20 protein-coding genes are annotated in these 24,684 nt (G+C 38.3%); 4 read left to right on the top strand and 16 right to left on the bottom strand.

What is annotated here, in order from left to right; all coding sequences use genetic code 11:
* Positions 1-6: 6 nt before the first annotated feature.
* The 7 genes from BLP46_RS04640 to BLP46_RS04610 form a co-directional block, all read right to left on the bottom strand.
* On the bottom strand, positions 7-1,674 hold the full coding sequence (locus BLP46_RS04640; protein WP_092976364.1) for a Na/Pi cotransporter family protein: 1,668 nt from the start codon (positions 1,672-1,674) through the stop codon (positions 7-9).
* Positions 1,675-1,981: 307 nt separating this feature from the next.
* On the bottom strand, positions 1,982-3,175 hold the full coding sequence (locus BLP46_RS04635; protein WP_092976361.1) for an LCP family protein: 1,194 nt from the start codon (positions 3,173-3,175) through the stop codon (positions 1,982-1,984).
* Complete coding sequence (gene srtB, locus BLP46_RS04630) at positions 3,159-3,968, bottom strand: class B sortase (RefSeq protein WP_092976358.1); 810 nt, start codon at positions 3,966-3,968, stop codon at positions 3,159-3,161. The genes BLP46_RS04635 and srtB (BLP46_RS04630) overlap by 17 nt, the downstream gene beginning before the upstream one ends.
* Before the next feature lie 220 nt (positions 3,969-4,188).
* Positions 4,189-4,749 carry a hypothetical protein gene (locus tag BLP46_RS04625; protein WP_092976355.1) on the bottom strand — a complete coding sequence of 187 codons (561 nt, stop codon included), beginning with the start codon at positions 4,747-4,749 and terminating at the stop codon, positions 4,189-4,191.
* Between the two features lie 187 nt (positions 4,750-4,936).
* Positions 4,937-6,283, bottom strand: coding sequence for an LCP family protein (locus BLP46_RS04620; protein WP_092976352.1), 1,347 nt, complete (start codon positions 6,281-6,283; stop codon positions 4,937-4,939).
* Positions 6,270-7,076, bottom strand: a complete 807-nt coding sequence (srtB, locus tag BLP46_RS04615) for a class B sortase (protein ID WP_092976349.1) — start codon at positions 7,074-7,076, stop codon at positions 6,270-6,272. The genes BLP46_RS04620 and srtB (BLP46_RS04615) overlap by 14 nt, the downstream gene beginning before the upstream one ends.
* Before the next feature lie 158 nt (positions 7,077-7,234).
* Positions 7,235-7,498 carry a hypothetical protein gene (locus BLP46_RS04610; RefSeq protein ID WP_092976346.1) on the bottom strand — a complete coding sequence of 88 codons (264 nt, stop codon included), beginning with the start codon at positions 7,496-7,498 and terminating at the stop codon, positions 7,235-7,237.
* Positions 7,499-7,753: 255 nt separating this feature from the next.
* Here BLP46_RS04610 and nadA point away from each other — a divergent pair, with 255 nt between their 5' ends.
* Both nadA and mnmA read left to right on the top strand, forming a co-directional pair.
* Entirely contained in the window at positions 7,754-8,668 is a 915-nt protein-coding gene (nadA, locus tag BLP46_RS04605) for a quinolinate synthase NadA (RefSeq protein ID WP_092976343.1), read from the top strand.
* A gap of 5 nt (positions 8,669-8,673) precedes the next feature.
* The gene (gene mnmA, locus BLP46_RS04600; RefSeq protein ID WP_092976341.1) at positions 8,674-9,747 is read left to right on the top strand and encodes a tRNA 2-thiouridine(34) synthase MnmA; all 1,074 of its coding nucleotides are present in this window, start codon (positions 8,674-8,676) and stop codon (positions 9,745-9,747) included.
* A 185-nt stretch (positions 9,748-9,932) separates the two neighbouring features.
* Here mnmA and pulA read toward each other — a convergent pair whose 3' ends face one another.
* The 4 genes from pulA to BLP46_RS04580 form a co-directional block, all read right to left on the bottom strand.
* Complete coding sequence (gene pulA, locus BLP46_RS04595; protein ID WP_092976337.1) at positions 9,933-13,934, bottom strand: type I pullulanase; 4,002 nt, start codon at positions 13,932-13,934, stop codon at positions 9,933-9,935.
* A gap of 302 nt (positions 13,935-14,236) precedes the next feature.
* Positions 14,237-15,037 carry an ABC transporter permease gene (locus BLP46_RS04590; RefSeq protein ID WP_207645208.1) on the bottom strand — a complete coding sequence of 267 codons (801 nt, stop codon included), beginning with the start codon at positions 15,035-15,037 and terminating at the stop codon, positions 14,237-14,239.
* A 2-nt stretch (positions 15,038-15,039) separates the two neighbouring features.
* Positions 15,040-15,858 (bottom strand): ABC transporter permease, encoded by an 819-nt coding sequence (locus BLP46_RS04585; protein WP_092976334.1) that lies wholly within the window; start codon positions 15,856-15,858, stop codon positions 15,040-15,042.
* On the bottom strand, positions 15,842-16,861 hold the full coding sequence (locus BLP46_RS04580) for an ABC transporter ATP-binding protein (protein WP_092976330.1): 1,020 nt from the start codon (positions 16,859-16,861) through the stop codon (positions 15,842-15,844). Before BLP46_RS04580 ends, BLP46_RS04585 begins: the two co-directional genes overlap by 17 nt.
* A gap of 414 nt (positions 16,862-17,275) precedes the next feature.
* On the opposite strand from BLP46_RS04580, the gene BLP46_RS04575 reads away from it, so the two are divergent.
* Both BLP46_RS04575 and BLP46_RS04570 read left to right on the top strand, forming a co-directional pair.
* A complete protein-coding gene (locus tag BLP46_RS04575) occupies positions 17,276-17,494 on the top strand; it encodes a DUF6514 family protein (protein WP_092976327.1) in 219 nt (72 codons plus the stop codon).
* 73 nt (positions 17,495-17,567) lie between these two features.
* Positions 17,568-18,434: a radical SAM protein gene (locus tag BLP46_RS04570; protein ID WP_092976324.1), complete on the top strand. Its 867-nt coding sequence runs from the start codon at positions 17,568-17,570 to the stop codon at positions 18,432-18,434.
* A gap of 116 nt (positions 18,435-18,550) precedes the next feature.
* Here the strand turns inward: BLP46_RS04570 and BLP46_RS04565 are convergent, their stop codons facing one another.
* From BLP46_RS04565 to BLP46_RS04545, 5 genes are all read right to left on the bottom strand, one after another.
* Positions 18,551-19,780 (bottom strand): HAMP domain-containing sensor histidine kinase, encoded by a 1,230-nt coding sequence (locus tag BLP46_RS04565; RefSeq protein WP_092976321.1) that lies wholly within the window; start codon positions 19,778-19,780, stop codon positions 18,551-18,553.
* 3 nt (positions 19,781-19,783) lie between these two features.
* Positions 19,784-20,449, bottom strand: a complete 666-nt coding sequence (locus BLP46_RS04560; RefSeq protein ID WP_092976318.1) for a response regulator transcription factor — start codon at positions 20,447-20,449, stop codon at positions 19,784-19,786.
* 1 nt (position 20,450) lies between these two features.
* A complete protein-coding gene (locus tag BLP46_RS04555; protein ID WP_092976316.1) occupies positions 20,451-21,218 on the bottom strand; it encodes an ABC transporter ATP-binding protein in 768 nt (255 codons plus the stop codon).
* 11 nt (positions 21,219-21,229) lie between these two features.
* Entirely contained in the window at positions 21,230-23,578 is a 2,349-nt protein-coding gene (locus BLP46_RS04550) for an ABC transporter permease (protein WP_092976313.1), read from the bottom strand.
* Between the two features lie 757 nt (positions 23,579-24,335).
* Positions 24,336-24,684, bottom strand: a 349-nt coding sequence (locus BLP46_RS04545) for a dockerin type I repeat-containing protein (RefSeq protein ID WP_207645207.1), incomplete at its 5' end; no start/stop codon positions are given.

The raw sequence follows: 24,684 nt of genomic DNA, 5'->3' as shown, positions 1-24,684 counted from the left end.
ATAGCATTAATTAGTTTTAATAATTGTTCCGAGCTTGTTGCGCGGAATTGAGAAAGCAACGTTATTTGCGTGGTCTCCCACTCTCTCAAGAATTGTAAGCATATCAAGAAAGATAGTGCCCTTTTCAGCGTCACAGACGCCCTTGTTCATTCTGTTTATGTGATTAAACTTATAAATCTTTACATAGCTGTCAAGTGAACTTTCGGTTTCAATAACTGATTTTGCGAGCTTAAAGTCTACGCTTTGAGCGTTAAACATGGTAAGACCGTCATCAAGCAGTTTGGTAACCAGCTCATCAAGATTGTGAAGCTCAGCGTTTGCTTCATCAGTAAACTTGATTTTTCCGTCAATCATTTCACGTGCACGTTCGGTTATGTTCTCTGCGTGGTCGCCGATGCGCTCAATATCCTGAATTGCGGAATACATAACGCCCATTGTTTTTCGGTCAATATCAACAATATCAAGTCCGTTGATTTTAACTATATAACGGGTAATTTCGTGGGTTAAGTAATCAATAACCTTTTCGTTCTTTTCAACTTTTTCAATGTAATGCGGGTCTTGCTCAAAAAAGGCTCTCATTGCGTAATGATAATTCTTATTGGCAAGCTCTCCAAGACGCTTACACTCATTTTCTACTGAGCGAACAGCCATAGGCGGAGTAGTAAGAATACGATTGTCAAGGTAAACTGTCTCCATCTTTTCCCTATCATCATTGAGGTCAGGCAAAATCATCTTTGTGATTTTTATAATAGGATTTGAGAACGGAAGCAGGATAACTGTAATTGCAATATTAAACAATATATGCACAGCGGATATTTGAGCCGCAATGCCTACTGTTTGAGCCGGGAACAACATTTCGATTAATTGTGTATACGGCAATAATGCAGTAATTAATGTCATTATTGTTGCACCAAAGCAACTTATTAAAAGGTTTGAAAGCGCAATCTGCTTTGCGGTTCTGTTTGCGCCCATTGAAGACAGAATTGCCGCTGAACAGGCACCAACGTTAAATCCATATACAATATAGACAGCCTGGTCAATGTTTGTTATTACCCCGGCAGTTCCCAAAGCCATCAGGATACCGACTGAAGCCGATGAGCTTTGAATGATTCCCGTAAATATAATGCCGACAATAAGACCAAGCAACGGGAAACTGAGTTTATCGGCAATGCTTAGGAATGCATCGCTCTCGCCCATCCATCTGAGATTATCACTCATTAGCGAAAGTCCCAGGAACAACATACCAAAACCGGCAGCAATTTGTCCGTAATAGCGGTAATTGTTCTTTTTACTGAACGTGATTACAAGCGCACCCGCAAAAATAAATATCGGAACAAAAGCCTTGATATCAATCGCAAGCAAAAGTGAGGTTACCGTAGTACCGATTTTGGCACCAAACAATATTCCGATTGCCTGTCCAAGCTCCATAAGTCCGGCATTGGCAAAACCAACAACCATTGCGTCCGTTGCCGATGAACTTTGAATTACACCGGTGACAAGCAAACCGACAAGCATAGCAACAAATTTGTTGCTCGTTATCTTCTCAAGAAGATTTCTCAGCTTACTTCCTGCGGCAAGCTCAAGGCCCTCACCCATATTTTTCATACCGATAAGGAATAAACCCAAGCCGCCAAGCGCCATAATCAGTTTAAGCACAATCTCATATGTATACATAATTGCATATCTTCCTTACTGCATAATACTATGTCCAAAATGTAATTATATTCGGATTTTTTTGCAAACGGTGCGAACCAAGCTTCTGAATAAAACAAATCAAGATAAAAGCGCAGATATTAGCTTCATTCATCCAATCAAGAATTGCACACTTATAGTATTATACCATATCCGCAAATATATTTCTACAAAAATTAGAAAATAAAAATTTTTAACAGTATTTTACAAAACAAAAGGTTGGAGTTAAATAACTTCCAACCTTTTGTCAGTGCAATACCCTCCAATTTTATAAGTATACACTGATTGACTATTTATCAAGTTTTACATAAAAAATATTTAAGAACATTTCAAAGAACGCATCTTCATCAATGTGATATTCCGCATATTTTTCGCCCATCTTTACTTCACCGGGGACATTCTGCATATTTAATGCGTTGAAATTGTTCTGTAAGGCTTCGCTTGCAAGATAAGTCGCCTTGTTTGCACCGACATTTGTCATCATATATGGCGAAGCGGCATTATATAAGTCAAGCAAAGTGGTAAAATCAGCCTTGGTTGATGTTACAAGCTGATTGAAAAATGCATTAAGATATTGCTTTTGCCTTTTCATACGACTGTTATTTGACAAAAGCTTAGTTGTGTCACGATAACGCACATATGATTCAGCGTCTTTGCCCCACAGCGTAACAGTTTCGCCTTCGGTAAAATTCCTGAAAGTCTCAATCGGGGTAAGCTCAACGCCGCCTACGGCATCGTTCATATAGGAAATTCCGTCCAAATCAAGTGCGACATAGGAATTAATCGGAACGTTATAAAACAGTCTTCTAACTGCCGCCACTTCATTTTCACAGCTTTTTTCTTTGCCGTCACCATATGAATATGCAAGACAAATCTGCTCTTTCTTGGTTCCTACGTATTTACCCTCAGTTGAATATGCCTCAACATCGGCTATGGTTTCACGGGATATGCTTACAAGAGTTGACTTAGACGTTTTGGTATCATAAACCAAAAGCATAAGAGCATCGGCGTCGCCGTTTTGACCGTAGGTATCATCCTCAGTCTCAAAATCACGTTTATCTACTCCCATAAATAATATGCTCGCCAAATTCTCGTTATACATATACCTATCGCCTTTGTAGGTTATATATTCACCGTTTTCGTGATTTTCAATATTATCGGGGACTTTAAGTGAAACATCTTCAATTTTGGTAGTCATATCACTTTTACCTGTATTAAGAAGCACCGCAACTGTTCCGATAGCGGCAAGTGCAATTGCAATAAGTACACATAATACAATGATAATTACCTTTTGCCAACGTTTCAGATGCTTATGACTGCCTTTATGAGAAGATTTTTTTCTTTTTTTGATATTACCCTTCGGAACTAAAAAAACAGATTTATTAACCGATTTATTACTTTCGCTCACTTCATTTTGTTTTTCGTTGGTACTTTCCGGGATTTCATCGCTAAAAACATATCTTCTGTTAGTATGTCGGTTCATCCTTAATTAACACTCCCTGTACCAAAAATCTACCGTCATTGTTGCCGTTGAGACATGTGCTGAGAGTAAGCAGCTTACTGTCAAGATTGAGCTCAACGTCACTGTTAACGTTACGAACATCCGAATGTGGATTCATAACGTCGTTTATATATTCCTGAAACACATTATCGTCAGCAAAATTAAACGAATTCATTATATGCCTTGAATCATAATTATAGGCAGAAACAATTTCATACGTCAATTTTCTGTTTTTCTGATAAATGTAAATATACTTGTTCTCATTAAAGAAATCTTCATCTTCAAATTTATGCAAATCGGCAAACATACTTCCGTCAAGCATATTATGACCGTAAAGCACGGTGTCTCTGTCAGAAAAATTACGTAAATTTGAAAATTCGGAATAAATCGAACCTGCAAACAGGTAGTTTTTATTTACATCATGGTCAATGTAAAACAAGTCGCTGGTCTTGCTCTGCAAAACAGGATAATCAATATTCGTGTTCGGAATTGTTATCCAGGCATATATTTCGTCATTTGTATTTGCAAGAGCATCAAAATCAATCGGATTTTCGGCTAAATCAGTATCGGAATTTTCATAAGAAGCTCCCGATGTTTGTATCTGTGCGGTTGTTGCTTCAACTGAAGATTTGACACTGTTATAGTCATTTTGTGCTTTTAAATTATTTACAAAAACAAACAGCACACATACGAGTCCTATTAGAATAATTATTAAGAACGTAACCAGTAAAACATAAAGATACGTCTTTTTTTGTTTATTGTCGTTATTTTCCATATAACACACCACAAAATATGTATCATCAATGCACAAAGTTCACAAAAAGTGTCATTACGCAATTGAACATTTACACAATTTTATTCATTACTAATTCAATAGCATTATATAACAATATACCTCTTATGTCAACAATCAGATAAAAATATTGACATAATAATAAATATTCAACCAAAATAAAAAAACCCTTGTATTTCTACAAGGGCGAAATAATTAAAAATTATTTACTTAATTTGCGGCTAACAATTACAGCACCGATTGAAGCAAGTGCAATTGCTGAAATAGCAATTGGAAGAGCAGGTGTTGTACCTGTCTGTGGTGAAGTCTTGCTTGTATTTGTAACAACTGTTGTGTTATTTGCTGAGCTGTTAGAAGCTGATGAAGGTGTTGTAGCTGAACTGTCAGAAGGTGAAGTTGGGTTTGTAGTTCCGCCCGTTGTAAAGTTTGGTGTAGCTGTGATGTCACCAAAAGTTTCAACTACAAGCTTTTCGGAATCAAGTGAACCTGAATTAATTTTATAGTCACCGGCAATAGTCCAGTTAACAAAAGTATAGCCGTCGTTAGCTACCGGGCTAAGTTCAATAAGTGTACCGCCATTTGGTCCTTTGCCAACCTCTGAAGCAACTACATACTGAGCTGAACCACCGTCAGACGGTGTTACTACAACATTTACTTCTTTGCCGCCTGTCGGGCTCGGAGCCGCAAAAACCGAGGTGCAAGAAAATGCGATAAGCATCATTGCAAACAGAACAGACATAATTTTAAAAGTTTTGCTTTTCATAATTTTTCCTCCCATATTCAAATATTGATTTAGAAATAAATATACCAATATTTATTTTGTACCCTAAGTTTACCACAACTGTTTAAAAAAGTAAAGCGTTTTTTGCATTTTTTTAATTTTTAACGTATTTTTAGTCAGATATTTGATTTTAAGGGCTTAGATTGACTATTTAATGCTTCATTGGAAATTAAGCGACCTTATCATAAAATACACTTAAAAATTGTTCAAAAAACTCTTCTTCTCTGATTCGATACTCTGCATATTCATCACCCATGCTCATATCTCCGGGTATATTAAGAATTTCAAAATCCATTCCGCTGCCCATAATAAAGTTTTTTGATAAATATGAAATAGTTGACGCACTTAAATTTGTACAAGAGTACGGAGCTGTTGCATTAAACAAATTCATCGGAGTGGTTATGTCCAACTTTGTTTGAGCAGCAAATTTTTTCATAAACGATTCAACATAAACCTGCTGTCTTGAGTTTCTTTCAAGGTTTGCCTCAACATCTTCGCTGTCACGTGTTCGTACAAAATTTTCTGCTTCAACACCTTCAAGATGATATGTTATTCCCTCGTGGAAATCACCTATGGTAACAGGTGATACTACGTCAACACCGCCTACGCTATCATTGACTTCAGCAATACCATCCATATCAAGTGAAAAGTATAGATTAATTGGAATGTTATAAAACAAATTTTGTACCGCACTTACAATATTTGCGCAGCTTGACGCTTTGCCGTCGCCGTAAGCATACGCAAGACAAAGCTGTGTCTCTTCCATTCCGACATACTTTCCGTTGATATCATAAACAGGAATATCCGTCATTGTATCACGCGGAATATTAACCATATATACTTTATTGCTTAATGTATCCATAGCCATGATAACGTCAACATCGGCTTGACCGCCGGTTTGGTTGGCGTTTGTTTCATCCATACTTCTCTTATCAACGCCCATAAACATCATGTTGACCATATCTTCTTTGTACTTATACAGCCCGCCGTTATAGCTTATGTATTGACCGTCATTTTGAGAAATAGCACCTAAGCTGTCCGGAGCATTAATTGAGTAATCATTGTTTTTAAGTTCCTGTTCACCCTTATATATCAAAAACGCAAGAGTTCCTGTAAAGGCAACAACCAAACCGATTAATGTACACAATGCAGCGATTAAAACCTTCTTCCAGGTCTTCATCTTCTTTTTGTGATGATGGTGATGGTGGTGACCGTGGTGGTGATGATGATGGTGACTTCCCGAAGACGAAGAAGTATGAGTTCTGTGTTTTTTGGGAATTTTAAAAACATAGTCATCACATTCATCGGAAACCTGACGTTCATCTCTCTGAACAGGTTCACGAAGGGCATAATCTTTTGAAAGATAGATTTCCTCATTCGGTCTGTTTTCAGATGATTCTTCCGTATTTGTGTCGGCGTTTCCCTTTACACTTTCTTCGGCATTAACCTGATTATTAACTTTTTCGGTTTCAGCAGGTTCATTTGCCGAATTTTCCGCATCATTATGTTGGCTCATCGCTTACAAGCACCCCCTGAACAAGATAGCGACCCTGTCCGGAATTCGGACATGTACTTAAAATAACGATTTTATCATTAATTGTAACGCTTGTACCCTCTCTGACATTCGCATTTACAGAATGAGGAGAAAGCAAAGAATCAATGAACTTCTGATACACATCATCATCTGTAAAGTCAAATGAATTCATAATATGCCTGTCATCATAAATCAATGCCGAAGCAACCTCGTATGTTAATTTATGACCCGGAGTATATATGTAGAAATATGGATTTTCGTCAAAAAATGTTTTGTCTTCATACTTATGCAATCCTGCAAACATACTGCCGTTTGCCATATTATGACCGTACAAAAGTGTAACTCTGTCGGTAAAATCTTTTGAATTGCAAGACTGACTGTAAATAGCTCCCGGAAAACTGTAACGCTTGTTAATATCGTGACTGAGATAAAAATTGTCCTCTGAGTTGCTTTGCAGTACAGGATAATTGATTTGTGTATTCGGAACAACTATCCAAGCATACACTTCATCGTTTTTAGCCATAAGCGAATCAAAGTCAATAGGACCTTTGGATTTTTTCTCTGTTGCATCGGGCGTATCATTGTCCGCGTTTGTATCTATATCCTCATCAATATTAGCTGCGTATGAACTTGCAATATTATTGTAATCCGAAGTGGTATTATTGATAATAATTGTCTTATATACAAGATATGCACAAGTAACTGCAATCGCTAAACCAAAAACCACAATTACAGAAATAATTATAGTATTTCTGGTTTTTCTGTTTATTCGCATAATATATCACCTTAGTAACTATATATCTCAATGCAATTTTAACATTATTATGAAATAATGTCAATTATATTATATAAAAAATAAAGGTCACCTATATGGCAACCTTTATATAACAAGAATTAAAATCTACAATATGATACGATTGTCTTATTGCAAAATCAGTTTTTCTTAGCCTTTGTCTTTGCCAATACAACTGCAGCAGAAGCACAACCAATTGCTGAAATTGCAATTACGGCAAACGGAAGTGAATCGGAACCTGTCTTTGGAGACATTGAACCCGAATCCTTAACAACGGTTGAAGATTTATCGCATATTACCCTCGGCTGAGTTGCAACAGGGCTTGCAACGGTAGCTGCAAAAGCCGGAACTGCCGAAAATGCAACCAATAAAACTGCAATTGCAGAAACTAATAACTTTTTCATAAAATTACCTCCTAAATAATTGTAGCTAAAACTATTATTATAATAACACACAAATATTAATAAGTAAATAGTATTTTGAAAATTTTTTGTAAAAAAATCGACAGTTGGACAAATAAAAGTTGTCAAAATGACAAAATAGCAACAATTCATTCACAATCCTATTGCATATGACAGATATAAAATGTATAATATCTTTGGTTGATATATTAGCAAAAAAACCGCAAAAAATCAATACTTGAAGGGAATTTAACTAATATGGATATATCTCAAATTCAGGAAAAAATATTAAAGCTGAAAAAAGAAAAAGACGTCTGTGTACTTGCTCACAGCTATCAGGCACACGAAATTCTTGAAATAGCGGATTTTACAGGAGACAGCTACAAACTCAGCGTTGACGCAAGCAAGGTTAAAAACAAAAACATACTTATGTGCGGCGTTCGTTTTATGGCTGAAACCTGCAAAATTCTTTCTCCCGATAAAACCGTTTATCTTGCCCAGCCTCTTGCGGGCTGCTCAATGGCTGACCAAATGGACAAACAGCTTATTTCTCAGGTTAAAAAAATGTATCCCGACTACACGGTGGTTGCCTACATCAACACAACAGCCGAGTTAAAAACAATTTGCGACGTCTGTGTTACAAGCTCTTCCGCCGTAAAGATTGTGAATAATATTGATAACAAAAATATCCTTTTCATACCTGACTGCAACCTTGGAGACTATGTTGCAAAGCAATGTCCTGACAAAAACATCAAGCTTTTGAGCGGCGGATGTCCGATTCACGCTTGTGTAAACACAGATGACGTAAAAAAAGCAAGAGCGCTTTATCCCGACGCCGAACTTCTTGTTCACCCCGAATGTATTCCGTCTGTTGTCGAAATGGCAGACTATGTCGGCTCAACATCGGGCATAATGAACTATGCAAAGCAATCCGACAAAAAGGAATTTATAATCGGAACCGAAATCAGCATTGCCGAACATCTGCAATATGAATGTCCCGACAAGAAATTCCACTTCCTTACGCTTAAATTGATTTGTCCGAATATGAAATCCACAACGCTTGTTGACGTTTATAATTGTCTTAACGGCAACGGCGGAGAGGAAATTAAACTAGATGACAAAACAATTACCGACGCTAAAAAATGTATTGATGAAATGATTAGACTGGGTTGATAATAATGCCAAAAAAAGCACTTGTAGCTATGAGCGGCGGAGTTGACAGCTCTGTTGCGGCATATCTTACACAAAAAAACGGGTTTGAGGCAACCGGAATAACGCTTAAGCTGTTTGATAACGAAGACATCGGAGAAAAACGCGAAAAAACCTGTTGCTCTCTTGATGATATTGACGACGCCCGCAGCGTGTGTTATAAAATCGGTATTCCTTACTATGTTTATAATTTCAAGGACAGTTTTAAAGACACCGTGATTAAAAGGTTTATAAATGCCTATGAAAACGGGGCTACTCCAAATCCCTGTATTGACTGCAATCGCTTCATAAAATTTGAAAAATTGCTTCGAAGAGCAGAGGAACTTGACTTTGATTATGTGGTTACCGGTCATTACTCAATAATTGAATATGACGAAGGCTCAAAAAGATATCTGTTAAAAAAATCAATTGACAACACCAAAGACCAAAGCTATGTACTGTATTCCTTAACTCAAAAGCAGCTTGCAAAAACAATGTTTCCGCTTGGCGGAATGACAAAAGAAAATGTGCGAAAACTTGCAGATGAGCTTGGGCTTATTAATGCGCACAAGCACGACAGTCAGGACATATGCTTTGTTCCCGACGGCGACTATGCCAAGTTTATTGAACAATACACGGGCAAAACCTATCCCGACGGAGATTTTGTTGATGAAAACGGCAAGGTACTCGGAGAGCACAAGGGGATTATAAGATACACAATAGGTCAGCGCAAGGGTCTTGGCTTAGCTCTTCCCTGTCCTATGTATGTAAAAGAAAAAAATCTTGACGAAAACAAGGTTATTCTCTGCACCAACGACCGACTGTTTTCAAAGGAATTATATGCAACCGACATTAATCTTATTTCGGTTGACAAAATCACATCACCTCTGCATATAAAAGCCCGTGTTCGTTATAACCAACCGGAGCAGGACGCTATCGTTGAACAGATTGACGACAACACACTTCACATTGTCTTTGACAAACCGCAAAGAGCAATATCAAAAGGACAGGCTGTTGTGCTGTATGACGGTGATTACGTTGTTGGCGGCGGAACAATAATATAATATTAAAAATTTTATACGAGTTGCAAAAGAGCTATACTGATTGACTCGGTATAGCTCTTAATATTTATCAAAGATATGCTAAAAGCGTGCCCAACTATTGCTGAGCACGCTTTCATATTATTATTTAAAGAAATCTAAATAATAAATAAGATGATATTTACGGTATCAAAATATCATAAATCAGATTACTGCCAAGTTGCAACAGTATATTCATTTCCCGAACCGCCTGAAATATAATACTTTGCACTGCCTGTTACGGAAATATCAACTGTCTGGCTTTGACCGCCGTTATTGAAAATAATATGGTCTGCCGTACTTGGTATTTCGATTGTGTAAATTTTCTGACCGTAATCATTGGTTGTTGAATATGTCATTGCATTACCCGGCCAAGCTACCATACTTTTATCCGATGTACTCCAATAATAGCAGTTTACTGCACTCCAATTCATATTGTTTGTAAAGGTTATTGTGTACTTGTCGGTAGATGCAGGGTCAGTTGGGTCAACGGGAGGAGTTGTAGGATTTGGGGCCTCCGAATAATTGCTCCAGCTTCCGTTCTTGTAAATCTTGTTTCCGCCCTGCAATGCAATATCATCTGTCTGACTAACTCCGTCTGTGAAAATTATGTTTGTTGCATTGCTTGGAATCTCAATCTTATAAACATTGCCGCTCACGTTTGTCATTGACTCACCCGGCCATGTTGTCATCTTTGTATCAGAATCGCTCCAGTAATACGCTTTTACGGATGACCAATTACCGCTGTTTTCATAATATACGGTAATTTTATCCGATGGTGTTACGGATGTGGTAGGCTGAGTAGTTTCTGTCGGTTCCGGAACTGTCGGAACAACAGTAGTAGTCTCCTGACCGTAGTACGGTTCACCGGTCTTGCCTGCGTCACCGTAACTTGCAATGTATTTCTGAATGTATGTAGCACTCTTGATATTTACTCCCTCGCCGCCAACATTTGCAAGAGCCATCTGCAATTCATTGAGTGATATGGATGAATCCAGGTACATCTGAATTGCGGTTGAATCGGTAATATCAATTTTATCGTCAAGGTTAACATCACCGTAGTAATATTTCGGCGGTGCGGTTGTCGGAGGAACTGTTGTAGGCTCCGTTGTCGGTGTTGCAGTTGTAGGCTGGGTTGCGGTTGTCGGCTGAAACGAAGTTGTCGGCTGTGTATCAGGCTGTGAACCGCCGTTATAAAGATAAATAACATTTATAACGCCTGCACTGCAGTTGCCTGTTGCGTTTGCAGGTGTAATTTCATCTGTTCTGCCTGAAACCGCAGAAGTTGTGTAGCTGTCTGAAGCAGTTACTTTTGACTTGTTATCTACAACATCAGTTGCAATTTTCTTACCTGTCTTAATGTCTATATGGCTTGTAACAATCTTAGTGTTAAATGAAGCGGTCTTATTCTGAATCCAGCCTTCTCCTGATACAAGGTATCCTGACTCTCCCTGTCCCGGATCCTGAGCAGAACCTGAGGTTGGATGGAACATTACATAAGCGCAGGAAGCAGGCACATTGCAAACATACCAGTTATTGCCCTCGCTTGTCATAATCGTTGCATTATACCATGTACCGCAAGGCTGTTTTCCGTCATCAGTATATGCATAGCATCTGATTGAACTCCAATTGTTTGAATTGTAATAGTGAACCTTTGTGCTTGCGGAATCAAGAGCTTTGTAAGTGAATGTGATTGTTGTGTCGCTGCCCGAGAAAGTTCCCTTTGTCATTGCAGGATACTTGTCGGTATCGAGCTGATAGCCCTGAATTGCAGGAGCTGCAACATCATATGATTCGCCTGCCTTAAGGCGCTGTGAATCCTGGTCCTTAAGGCTCTTGCCGTTGCTGTCAACATAGTTTACCTTAAGATGTCCCGACTGGATTCCGTCTGACTTATATTTATAAGTTACGGTATAGTTGTTGCCACCTACAACCTTTCCTGAGGTTGCGCCATCTGTACCGATAAGCTCGTGGTCAAACAGAATTGTGCTGTCAGGAAGAGAACGATATGTTGAACCGTCTCTGTATTTTGCTGTTGAAGTCTTGAGCACATTGCCGTTTTCGTCAACGTGTTTAACTGTCAATGTACCGAAGTTATCTGTCTTTACGTTAAGTCTTGAGAAAGTTGAGCTCTGAACAAGTACAGCCGCGCTCTTTGCAGGAATGCTGTAAGAATTGCCCGATACTGTTCCAAGGCTCTTAAGACCTGCAGAATTTTGGTTTGCAACAACTGTCCAGCCGCTGCCGTTCAGTGTAATTGAATATGCCTGTGAACCGCCGTTTACAAGAACGCAAACATTGCCCCACTCATCGGATTTGTTGTTAGAATATGTATAAGCCACAACATAACCGTAATTAGACTGGAATGACGGAGTATTGAAAGAACCGCTGTGCATTGGAGTATAATTTTCTCTAATTGCAAGAAGTCCCTTGTAATATGCAACTATATCAGAATATTTCTTTACTCTCGTCCAATCGATTGCGTTGATTGCGTCACTGGATTTATAACTGTTGTGGTCGCCCTGCTTTGTGCGGCAGAACTCGGAACCTGCGGTCATAAACGGTATGCCCTGTGAAGTCATCAGCAATGTCATTGCCTCTTTCATCTGTCCCTTAAATGACTCGCTTGTTGAAGAATATTCAGAAGAGTAGTTACTCTTAAGAATCTTATCCCACAAAATCAGGTTATCGTGAGCGTCCGCATAAGCAATTGTCTGAGACGGAGCTTTTGCACCGAAGCCCTTGCCCTGAACACCTTGAACAACATTGTAAGTTTTATCGGTATTGCCCTGAATAAATCCTGTGGTTGCGTCATCTGTGCCGCCCTTGATTGCGTCACGGTATGAATCGCAGAACATACCGACTCTTGAATCAAGTGAAGAAGCTCTTGACTGTGAGCAGCCGTCGGAGATAGCGGTTGTGCCGCCTGTCCAAGGTTCGCCGTACATCAAAATCTTCTTACCTGAACCGTCGGAATAAAGTCCGTCAAGTGCAGAACGGATATCGTTCATTGTAGTTACGTCGTGAATTCCCATAAGGTCAAAACGGAAACCGTCAATGTGATATTCATCTGCCCAGTATTTTATGGAATCAATCATATACTTTCTGTACATAAGCTTATCGGACGCTGTTTCATTGCCGCAGCCCGAACCGTTTGAGTACGTAGATGATGATGTCATTCTGTAATAATAACCCGGAACAGTCTTTGAGAAGCAAGAACCTTCGGTAGCATATGTATGGTTGTAAACAACGTCCATTACAACCGAAATTCCTCTGTCGTGCAAAGCCTGAATCATTTGCTTAAACTCGGTAATTCTTGTGTTTCCGTCATACGGATTTGAAGAATATGAGCCCTCGGGCGCATTGTAGTTCTGTGGGTCATAACCCCAGTTACGGTTTGATGACGAACCGCCTGCAGCCTCGTCAACCGACTGGAAATCATAAACAGGCATAAGCTGAACGCAGTTGATGCCCTGCTCAACAAGATAATCAATTCCTGTTGAAACGGCACTTGAGCTTGTATCTGAGTTAAGCTTTGTGCCGCCCTCTGCAAATGCAAGGTATTTGCCCTGATTTTCTTCGCTTACACCTGAAGTGCTTGACGCCGAAAAGTCACGAACGTGTACTTCCCAAACAACAGCCTCTGCTGCGTTATTAAACAAAACGTGGCTGTCACTGTTCCAACCGTCAGGGTCGGTTGAATCAAGGTCAACTACCATTGAACGGTTGCCGTTTACGCCGACAGCCTTTGAATAAACGTCCTGTGTCTCGTTGGTTTTACTGTTTACCGTAACCAAATATGTATAGTAAACGTTTTTATAGTCACCGGTAAGTGTAGTTGACCAAACGCCGGTAGTGCTGTTTTTGGTCAAGGCATACTCGCCGATTACTCCCGCACCGGATTCACTGTCTGAACCGGTTCTGTAAAGTTTAACCTTAACAGAACTTGCGTCAGGTGACCATGTTTTCCATGTTGTGGAAGCAGCACTGTATGTGCTTCCGAGGTTTGATTCGTTATATGCTTTGTTTGCATAGTTTTCAAGGTAGCTTGAGTTGTAGTAAGAACCCGAAACGGATTCTTCGTCGGTGCTTGCCGCACTTGCGGCAAACGAAGCTGACCCCATCAACATTACAGCGGAAAGCAATAACGAAATCGACTTTTTGAATTTCATTGTAATCACTCCCTGTTTTAATAAACCGCTGTGCCAAATCACTTTGATTAACAGTTAATCCGAGCCGTTTGATTTTCGTTAACAAATACTATAACCAAAATCCAAGCTCTGAAAAACTGTTTACCTCCGCTTTTCAACATAGCAGTAAATATACATCTCCAAGTATATTTTAGCAAACAGGAAAAATTATATATTTCTGATTTAGAAATATAAAAACGTCTGCAAGCCAAACTTTGCAGACGTTTTTTGTACAAATTGTATATGCGTTTTTGTATTGAAAATAAATGCTGTTTATGTATTAATCAGCTTCCCGCACTCTCGTAGGCTCCTATTCCCTTGTTCCAAATTATAATTCCGATAACCATAAGAACAATTGAAATAACAACGGACAGCCCTATATTATAAAGAGGATTGTCTCCTGTCAAAATATACTTTGCGGGATAGTAGGAAGTGAAAGCAAACGGGATAACATAGGTGATAATCCATTTTACCGCATTATTGTAAATAGTTGCGGGATATTTGGCAAAATCATTTACCATATAAAACATATAGATTATATTTCCGCTTCGCTTTGTCCAAAAGGCAATTGCCGATGTTGCAATTTTTATTCCCGTGTAAATCAAAGTTGCAAAAGGAATAACGGCAATTCCGAGTATTATTTTCATGGCTGTCCACTCAATTGAAAGACTTGGCAGGGTAACGCAAACAAGCGCAATGCCCATAAGCAGCTCGCCCAAAGCGTCAATTTGAACTTTTTCAACCATAACGTGAAACAACGTGTTAATCGGACGTGTCAGATATTTGTCAAAATCACCCTTACGAACGGTAAAGTGACCGATAGACCAAAGATTGTCAAACAAAAGGTGGTCTATGCCCTTTGGTATCAGCGAAAAGCCGTAAATGAAGATTATTTCATTTACAGTCCAGCCCATAAGGTCAGGTATTTGACTGAAAATAATCCATAAAAACAGCAGGTTTGAACATTGCACCATAAGGAAACCGATAATTCCGACAATGAAATCGCCCTTGTACTCCATCATTCGTTTCAGTTCCTGGGCAATAAAAATTCTGTGAATTCTTAACATTCTTTTAATCTGTTTCATACTCATCCCCCCTGTACCGAAAGATGCTTAACGCATATGCGCCAGAAAAGCTTTGACATTCCCCAGAACGCCACAACCCAAAATATTTGCAGGCAAATATAATACAAAAGTGTAGTTCCGCTGTACATACCCATATATATCATTACAGGGGTATAGTTGAGCGAAGAAAAGGGCAAAAACAGGAACACCTGTTCAAGCGGCTTCGGCAAAAACGCAAGCGGTATTATTGCTCCCGACAAAAAACCGACAATGCAATTTTTCATCAAATTAACTCCCCAAAGATATTTAATTATAAAAGCAATAAAGCCAAAGCAAATATTAAAGAAAAAGTTTATAAGATAAGCAAAAGTACAGCTTATTAAATAAAGCAAAAAGCTTATAAAATTAAATTGTACGGAGCCTGTAAACACTACTCTGACAATTTCAACACCGACAACAAGCGGTATAATAAGGACACAAATTGTCATCAGCTTATTGCCGATTTCCTGAAACAAAAAGGTGCCGTTAAAGCTTACAGGTTTAACCAATCTCATCGCTATTGAGCCGTCTCGTATTTCTTCACCGATTAAATAAGCGGAATCGCTTGAAACCATAGTGCTTGTTAAATACATAAGAAAGATGTAAACAACCATCTGCGGCATTGTAAAGCCGTTCATTGAGCTTTCACCGCTTGAAGTGTACACCGCTTTCCATATAAAGTACGAAACAAAACACGCAAGCACATTGCCGAGCATATAAAATATCCAGTTTACACGATATGTAGCTGTTTCCTGTATTCCGGCGTTAATAAAGGGCGTATAGATTTTAAGCTTTCTCTTCATCCTGTACCCCCTGCTTATAAAGCCTGCGAATGATTTCTTCAATGTCGGCGTCCTTAACACTTATATCATTCACATTTATCTTTCCAAGCGTATAAGAAAGCATATCGGATACCGGCACAACCGAGCTGTTAAAACGCACCTTTACGGACTTTCCGTCGGTCTCTGTCGTTACAACATCATCGCTGATTCCAAAATGTTCTGCATAAGCAAGCGCCTGCTCAACATTTGCGGTGTCAGTATCAAAATGAAGCTCACGAATCTGGCCGTATTTGCTCTTAAGCTCAGAAATAGTACCGTCAAACACATTCTGTCCTTTGTCAATCATTACAATTCTTTTTGAAAGCGTTTCAATGTCGGCAAGGTCGTGGGTTGTAAGAATAACCGTGGTTTTTTCTGTCTTGTTTATGTAGTCGATTGCGTTTCTTATATTATCTTTTACAACAACGTCAAGTCCGATTGTGGGTTCGTCAAGGAACAAAACTTTAGGGCTGTGCAAAAGAGAAGCCGCAATGTCTGCCCTCATTCTCTGGCCGAGCGACAAGGTACGAACAGGGCTTGTAATGAAGCTTTCAAGGTCAAGCACTTCGTTTAAAAAAGCCATTCGCTTGTGGTAGCGGTCCTCGGGCACTTCATAAATTTCTTTTAACACGCCGTAAGTCTCTCTGAGCGGCAAGTCCCACCAAAGCTGAGTCCTTTGACCAAAAACAACTCCGATTTCTTTAACATAGCTTTTGCGGTCAACGGTCGGGTTTTTGCCGTTGATTGTACACTTGCCCGATGTAGGCGTAAGGATTCCCGTAAGCATTTTTATAACCGTGCTCTTTCCTGCGCCGTTAGGACCTATAAAACCGAGAATTTCACCCTCGGGAACTTCAAAACTGATATCGTCAACCGCCACAATTTTTTCGCTCTTTGGATGAAAAAGCGATTTAAAGCTTCCGAGTAAGCCCGGTTCCTTAATAGTCTTTTTAAATTCCTTTCTGAGATTTTCAACATAAATCATAATCTTGTCTCCTGTTTAACAATCCCTATTTTTAACAGACACGAAATTAAAAATTAGTTCATGCATATTTATTTTGCTTTTCAACGTAAAAGCAGGATGCATCAACTCTAAAAATATATGAAATAAGCTTTAAAATTTAGCATAATATTATCCGCAAGTAATAATATATATTAAGATTTTATCGTATATATTAACCAAAGTCAACAAAAACAACAAATTAAATAATTAACAATCTTTGTTCGAATATTATATATAATATTGTCGATTTAAATAAATTTATCCAATTTTTGCCTATAAACTTATGGTTATTTACTAAAATAAAAATAATTTTCAAAAAAATGTACAAAATTATTGACTACACAATAAGTGTTTGATATGATTTGTGAGTAAATTTATCACGCTGTGTGAGGAATAATGGTAGAATACAGAATTAATATCACAACAAGCGGCACTCATAAAGAATATGGCATCGACTTAATAATTGACAATTATGCGGTTGACTCAATTACCGGAATAACCGACAATTATTCCGACATAAAGGGACTTGCTGAATTTTGCAACGAACTTGAAGTTGAGCCATGTCACTTTATCTATGTAATAGAGGACTATTTAACCGATTTTAAGGTTAATTAAAATCTGTCATACGGTCTTTAATGAGGGCTTTAAAAACTTAATATTTTGTGCTATAATCATATCGGTGATGATTATGATTTGTAACTTGTGTCCAAGAAAGTGCAACGCCCAAAGGACTGAGCACGCAGGAAACGGATTTTGCCAAATGGGAACCCTTCCCGTAGTGGCAAGAGTTGCGCCGCATTTTGGTGAAGAACCGTGTATAAGCGGCAAAAACGGAAGCGGTGCGGTGTTTTTTTCGGGCTGTACAATGAGGTGCGTCTATTGTCAAAACTATGAGATTTCTGCCGAGAACAAAGGTATAACGGTAACGCCGGCTCAGCTTGCCGAATGTTATAAGATGCTTGAAAAAAGCGGTGTTCACAACATCAATCTTATTACAGCAGACCACTTTGTTCCTGCGGTTGTAGAAAGCTTCAAGATTTACAAACCAAATATCCCGATAGTGTACAATTGCAGCGGCTACACTTCGCCAAAAACACTGAGTATGCTTGATGGTCTGATTGACATTTATCTTCCGGACTTCAAATACAGTTATAACGAACTTGCCGTTAAGCTTTCGTCCGCTCCAAATTATGTTGAAACCGCAACTGCCGCAATAAAGGAAATGCTGTTTCAGGTTGGCAAACCTCAGTTTGACAAAGATGATATGATGACCAAAGGCGTTATTGTCAGGAACCTTATTCTGCCCTCTCACACCAAGAACAGTATCGGTGTTATTAACATTTTAAAGGAACACTTTGACAAGGATATTTTGGTAAGCCTTATGTGTCAGTATGTTCCTGCGGGAAAGGCGGAGGATTACCCAAGATTAAACCGCAAACTGACCGAACGTGAATACGACAAAGTCAAGCGGGAACTATTTTTAAGCGGTATGGACGGATTTACTCAGGATTTGTCATCGGCGGATACAAAGTATATTCCGAGTTGGGATTTATAACCATAGCGCAGAGAAGTTACACTCCTTTGCAAGCAAGTTTGAATATTTTTTATTAAAATTAATACATAAACTACAACAACGCAGCATTGATTTTGTGCTGCGTTGTTTTTAATTTGTTAAGCCATACGAAACACAAGAATTACCGAAAAAACATTTCCTTTTTGCTCGGCATAGACTTCACCGTTCATCAAAATCATAAGCTGTCGGCAAATATAAAGCCCGAGTCCGCTTCCGTTTACGTTATCCGAATTAGAACCACGCCAAAAGCTCTCAAAAACATGCGGCATCTCCCCCTCCGGAAGTGTGCTTCCGCTGTTTGAAATCTTAATAAGTCTGCAATTTTCCTCTGTGCAAAAGTCAATTTTTATAAAACTGCCGTCACCGTATTTTATGGCATTTTCTATTATATTCTGAATAACCTCAATACTGCGCTCAACGTCACCGTACATTATGCAGTCAGTGTAATCGGATATTATAAATTCGGTTTTATTTATACTCAGTTTATCTTTGTAATAATTTTCAATTCTGTTTATACATTCACTTAAATAAAACTCAGAGTTGTTCACATCAAAATTCAAAAAGTCATCTTTTGAATTTTTAATAATTTCACAAACATAACTTTCAATTTTATCGGCGTTTGAATTTATATTTTCTGCAACCTTTTTCTGTTTTTCAATTTCAGGATAAAGCCCTTTAACAAGAGCTTTGGACGAAAGTTTGATTGCAGAAAGGGGCGTTTTTATATCGTGAGAAAGCGAAAGCACAAGTGTTTTGCGCTCTTTTTGAAGTTTCAGTTCCTCTTCTTTCTGCTGCTCAAGTTTATCCCTAAGCAGCTCAAGCCCCCAAATAAATTTGCCGAAATAACGGCTTTTGTTTTCTTTCAGCGGCATAATCAAATTGCCTTTTGACAATTCATAGGGAATATCCGAAATTCTGTTAAAAGGGCTTATAACATTACGTTCAATATAGATTAGAATACCCACTACAAAAACCGCAAAGGCAATTATAACAATGTTCACGACAATGATTGTGGCATTGTTTACACCTGATATAATTTCATAATCAAACCTGTAATACAAATCGTTTATTTTTCTTACGGCATACTCGTTATCAGACCGAAAAAACGACTCATCCGGAAGTTTTGAAACCGCAATATTCTTTATGTATTTATAATCATCAATACAAAGGTCTTTGTTATTCTCAATTGAAGTAACCGCACGTTCTATTTCAACTCTATACTCGCCGTTCGGTTTTTCTCGACTGTTCAGAAGAAAAAAATTCACAATGATAATTACAAAGAATAAAAGCACACAAACAGATAATGTAAGCACTTTGAACTTTTTCATATCTTACTCCTCAAAGCGATAACCTTTTCCCCAAACTGTTGTTATATGTCTGGGATATTTGGGGTCATTTTCAATCTTTTCACGCAGCCGCTTTATGTGAACAGTCAGCGTCTGCTGTTCCGAAAAGCTGTCAAACCCCCAAATTTTATTGAAAAGCAATTCTTTTGAAAGTGTTTGACCTCTGTTTTCCACAAGATATAAAAGCAGGTCAAATTCCTTTGATGTCATCTGTAAAGGAGCTTCATTTTTATATACAATACGTGATGCACGATTAATTTTGATGTCACCCAAAATAACAGTATCGCTTTGATATCTGCGTTTAAAAATTCCTTTTATCTTTGCAAGCAAAATATCTATATCATACGGTTTTTCAATATAATCATCCGCACCGAGAATAAGACCGTTAAGTTTGTCTTCTTTGCCTACTTTGGCACTCACGATTATAATCGGGGTATTATCATTTTCTCTGATTTTGCGGCAAACCTCAAACCCGTCAATTCCCGGCAACATAATATCAAGCACAACAAGCCTTGCACCGTATTTTTCATACAGCGTCAAGGCTTTTTCTCCGTTTTCGGCAACGGAAACAACATAGTTTTCAGCTCTTAAAAAATCACAAAGCAATTCCGAAATTTCTCTGTTATCTTCAACAATAAGTATATCGGTCATATTACCAACCCATTTCCATAAGCCAATTGCTGAGAGTGCGCTCACGGTCACGCAGCTGTGAATCGGCGTTCCACTTTTCTAAATTATACTCTCCGCTTATATTGCCGTCAACCAAAAACATCACTCTGCTGCACTTTGCCGCAACCTTTACATCATGCGTCACAAGCATAATCGTTGTTCCGTCAGCGTTAAGCTTTGCAAGCTCATCCATAACTTCGTCGGATGTTGTACGGTTCAGCGCGCCTGTTGGCTCATCGGCAAAAATCATCTTAGGACTGTTTATCATGCTGCGACAAATACAGGCGCGCTGAAGCTGTCCGCCGGATACCTCATTGATATCATTATCAGCAATGTCAATTATACCAAGTCTTCGCATAAGGCTTTGGGCATACTCAACCTTTTCTTTGCGTGACTTTGTATTTGACTTTGACTGAAGCGACGGGAGGAGAATATTATCAAAAATAGTAAGATTTTTAAGCATATACATTTGCTGAAAAATGAATCCCATTTTATCAAGCCTTAGGTCTGAAAGCTCGCTTTCTGTAAAGCCTGAAAGCTCGTTTCCGCAAAATCTAACACTGCCCGCCGTAAAACTATCCATTCCGGATACGTTATACAGCAAGGTTGACTTGCCCGAGCCCGACGGTCCCATAATTGCAACCATCTCGCCCTCGGATATACTGAAGCTCACATTTTTCAACACATTATTCTGACGTTTGTTTATGATATATGTTTTACAAAGGTCTTTAACCTCAAGAATATTTGACATAGCGATACTCCTTATTCAATATTTGCAATTTCTGATGTACTGATTTTTCGAGTGCAAAGTGCCGTAAGCACTGCCGCTGTAATCGTGCATATAAACATTGCGGCAGGATACAAAATGAAGACTTCGGGTATGTTAACAATAAAATTTACATTTTGCATTCCCATCATCTTAAAGCAGGGGCCTGCTGCCAGATTTGTTATCGGCAAGGAAATTGCCGCACCGATGATTATTGAAACAATCATAATGTAGGCTATTCTAAGAGTATGAATTAAAACAATGCTTGAATTTCTGAAACCGATAGATTTAAGCATTGCTATTTCACCCTTTTCTTTTGAAATGAACGAACGTTCCATAAGCACAATAACAAGCATACAAATCATTAGGCATATCGGGGCTATGAGATATTTTAGGTTATTTATAGGTTCTGCTATATCGCCTATCATAGACTTCATATAGCCGAAAGAATCATAAACCGTTGCCTTGGGGTAAAGCTCTTTGAGCGTATCAATTCTGCTGCTTAGCACACCGGCACTTGGATTATCATTAAATCTGATTAAAATTCCGGAGTATCCGTTTGGAATAATGTTATTGAGTTTTACGTCATTGTAAAGCCGCACGCCTTCACCAAGATTAGTCAATGTCTGGAACTTTGCCGTGACAACAAAGCTCAGTTGGTTTTCACCGTCCGTAATTGTAACCGTATCACCGATATCGGCACCGATTTTTTCGCAAACAAGCGGAGTTAATGCAATTTCATTCTTATTCTGCGGTGCGGTGCCCTCAATATATTCATAATCCGAGGTATCGGTATTTATGCCCACGTATGTCTGAGATAAATAGCTGTTGCCGTTATGCCTCACTCTTAACTTATACACAATCTCCGTATAACAGGTAGCGCTCATATTATGTTCGTCAAGCTTGTTTTCAACATCCATACAACGTTTGTACAGCTTTTCGTTCGCATCTGTATAGTAATCCGGGTAATCGTCAAATGACATATATGCATCACCCGAAAGTACACCCATATAATTTAAAATGCTTGAATCTGTAATAGTGTTGCCTGTGTTTGAAAGAATCATCATCACTGTGATGCCGAAAATAAACACCAAAGCCATTACAACATACCGCTTTAAATTGCTTAAAATATCGTTAAGCGCAATAAACGGTATTGGCTTAAAATGAGACTTTGCCAAAGATAACTTGCTTTTCTTTTTAAATCGTTCACCCGTTGTGCCGCTGCGCACTGCGTCAATAGGCGTGAATTTTTTGATTTTTCGTGTGCACCAAAAGCAAAACAACATTACTACGATTACTACCAGGAATGAACATAAAACATTTATATAATACCTGCTGTCATTACCGATAATCATATTTTGCGAGGCACTTGACAGCAACATTTTTCCAAACGGAATACCAAAGAAAAATCCAATAAATGCTCCGACGCAGGAAATTACGAAAAATTTAACAAGATAAAGTCCGCGGATTTTTCCGTTCTTGATGCCGATTGCTTTCATAACACCGATTTCTCTGTACTCTTCTTCAAGAGTAAAATTAATTGAAAATCGCAAAACAGCAAAAGCTATTAAAATAAGGCCGACACTTACAATCAAAATGTAAGCGGCTATCACCTCATCCATAAAGTATGTGAGCTTTATTGTATCTCTATCACCCATAAATAATATCGGCAGGTCACAATCTGAAAGTTTGTTGCTTAATTCAGAAGTATCATCGGTGTTGATGTAATAAAACGAACCTGAAAGATTTGTTCTGTCTTTTGTAATATAGTTAAAGTCATTATCATTCAATATAAATCTTGACATTGAAATGGCACTTGAGCCGAGAAAGGCATCCTTTGAATATCCCTTAATTTTCAAATCAAGCTTTTTGTCATCCGTATCTATTGTTATTGTGTCGCCCAAAGAGAGTTTGTTATTATCCATAACATATTTGGGCAAGTATGTTTCGCCTTTCTCTACAACCGATATTTCATTATTATCGCTGTCATAAAAATTGATACATCTGTCAGAAAATGAAGTTAGGGTAGGCATATTAATATCAAGTTCTTCTCCGTTATGTGTAAACTTGCTTCCATCTGCAAAATACAGCAACGGTTCTGTTTTATAAGAAGAAACTGCATCTACATCATTGATAATATCGTCAATTGAGCTGTTATCTGATATTTCGGCAAAAAAGTCCGGCACTCCTGCCATTTCAAAATAGTCGTCAAATGCAGTTGCAACAGAGATAATATTATTAGTGCTGCTTGACACAAACATAGACGCAAGAATCACAAATAGCAGAAGAATAACATTCATTGTCTTTTTTCGTTTAAGGTCTTTTTTCAAAATATTAATATACAAGCTATCAACTCCCACAAAACTATTTTAACATAATTTGTACTCAATCAAATCCTGTAAATTAATAATACACTGCAAATTATTAAATAATCATTAAATATTATTTAAATCATATCAAGTCTCCGATTTTCCTGTAAAAAACAAGCTTGTGAGCGGTGCAAAGTGGGGCCCACTCTCAGCATTTTGGTGGGAAATTAACTTTCACCTAACTTTTGAACAGGACTCACTGCCTTAAAGCGAAGAGACATCTGCACTGTGGTTATATTTGAAAATTGAAAACCAAATTATATAAGTCTGCTATATGTTAAGGCAAATTAAAAGGCCTGACTAATTTATTAATGTATTTTTTCGGGGTTTCCAAAGCCATTCGCAATGAGTCCGGCATTTTTAAGCGTTTCCGCAATTGTGTATTACCTATCTTATCATATCAACTGCAAAAACAAGCGGTAGCCCTTTATCACCGCTTGCCTAATCAAACATCCATTTTTTAGAAACCAATTTCAATTATTGATATAAAGCCATTTTGCATATATTTACTAACCAAATATAAAAAGGTTCAATGTCAATAGTTGTGGTAACCCGAAAAATGGAAATGAACTAAATATAAAGACAAGCGATAGCATTAATTGCCATCGCCTGTCCATTTAATTATTCATTTTTCGGGGTTTCACAACTGCGGAGAAAGAAATTACTGTTAAACAACGCAAAAAAGAAGCCCCGCAAAAGCGGAGCTTCATAAATTTAAAAGTTAGAATTTTGATTATTTTACAGTCTGACCAACAAGACCTGTGTTCTGGTAGCCGCCTGCAAGATATTTCTGGATTAATGTAACGTCAAGAATAGAAATTCTTCCGTCGCCGTTTACGTCAGCAAGAGCTGTCTGAGCTTCATCAAGAGTGATAATGCCAAGACCTGCTTTCTGAATCAATGAAGCGTCTTCGATAGTGATTACGCCGTCACCGTTAACGTCACCATAGATGTCTGCCTTTGGAGTTGCGTCAACGATATCAATTCTAAACTTAGCGCCTTCCTTTGTGGTAGCGTTGAAGTTTGTAAGGTCAATTGTAAGTGTTACGTCTGCAAGTTCGTATTCTACTGCAAATGTAATG

Origin of the sequence: Ruminococcus sp. YE282, assembly GCA_900101355.1 — a bacterium.
GTDB classification, from domain to species: Bacteria; Bacillota; Clostridia; order Oscillospirales; family Acutalibacteraceae; genus Ruminococcoides; species Ruminococcoides bromii_A.
Note: the sequence above shows the minus strand (reverse complement) of the source record. Positions and strands in the feature narration are given on the sequence as shown.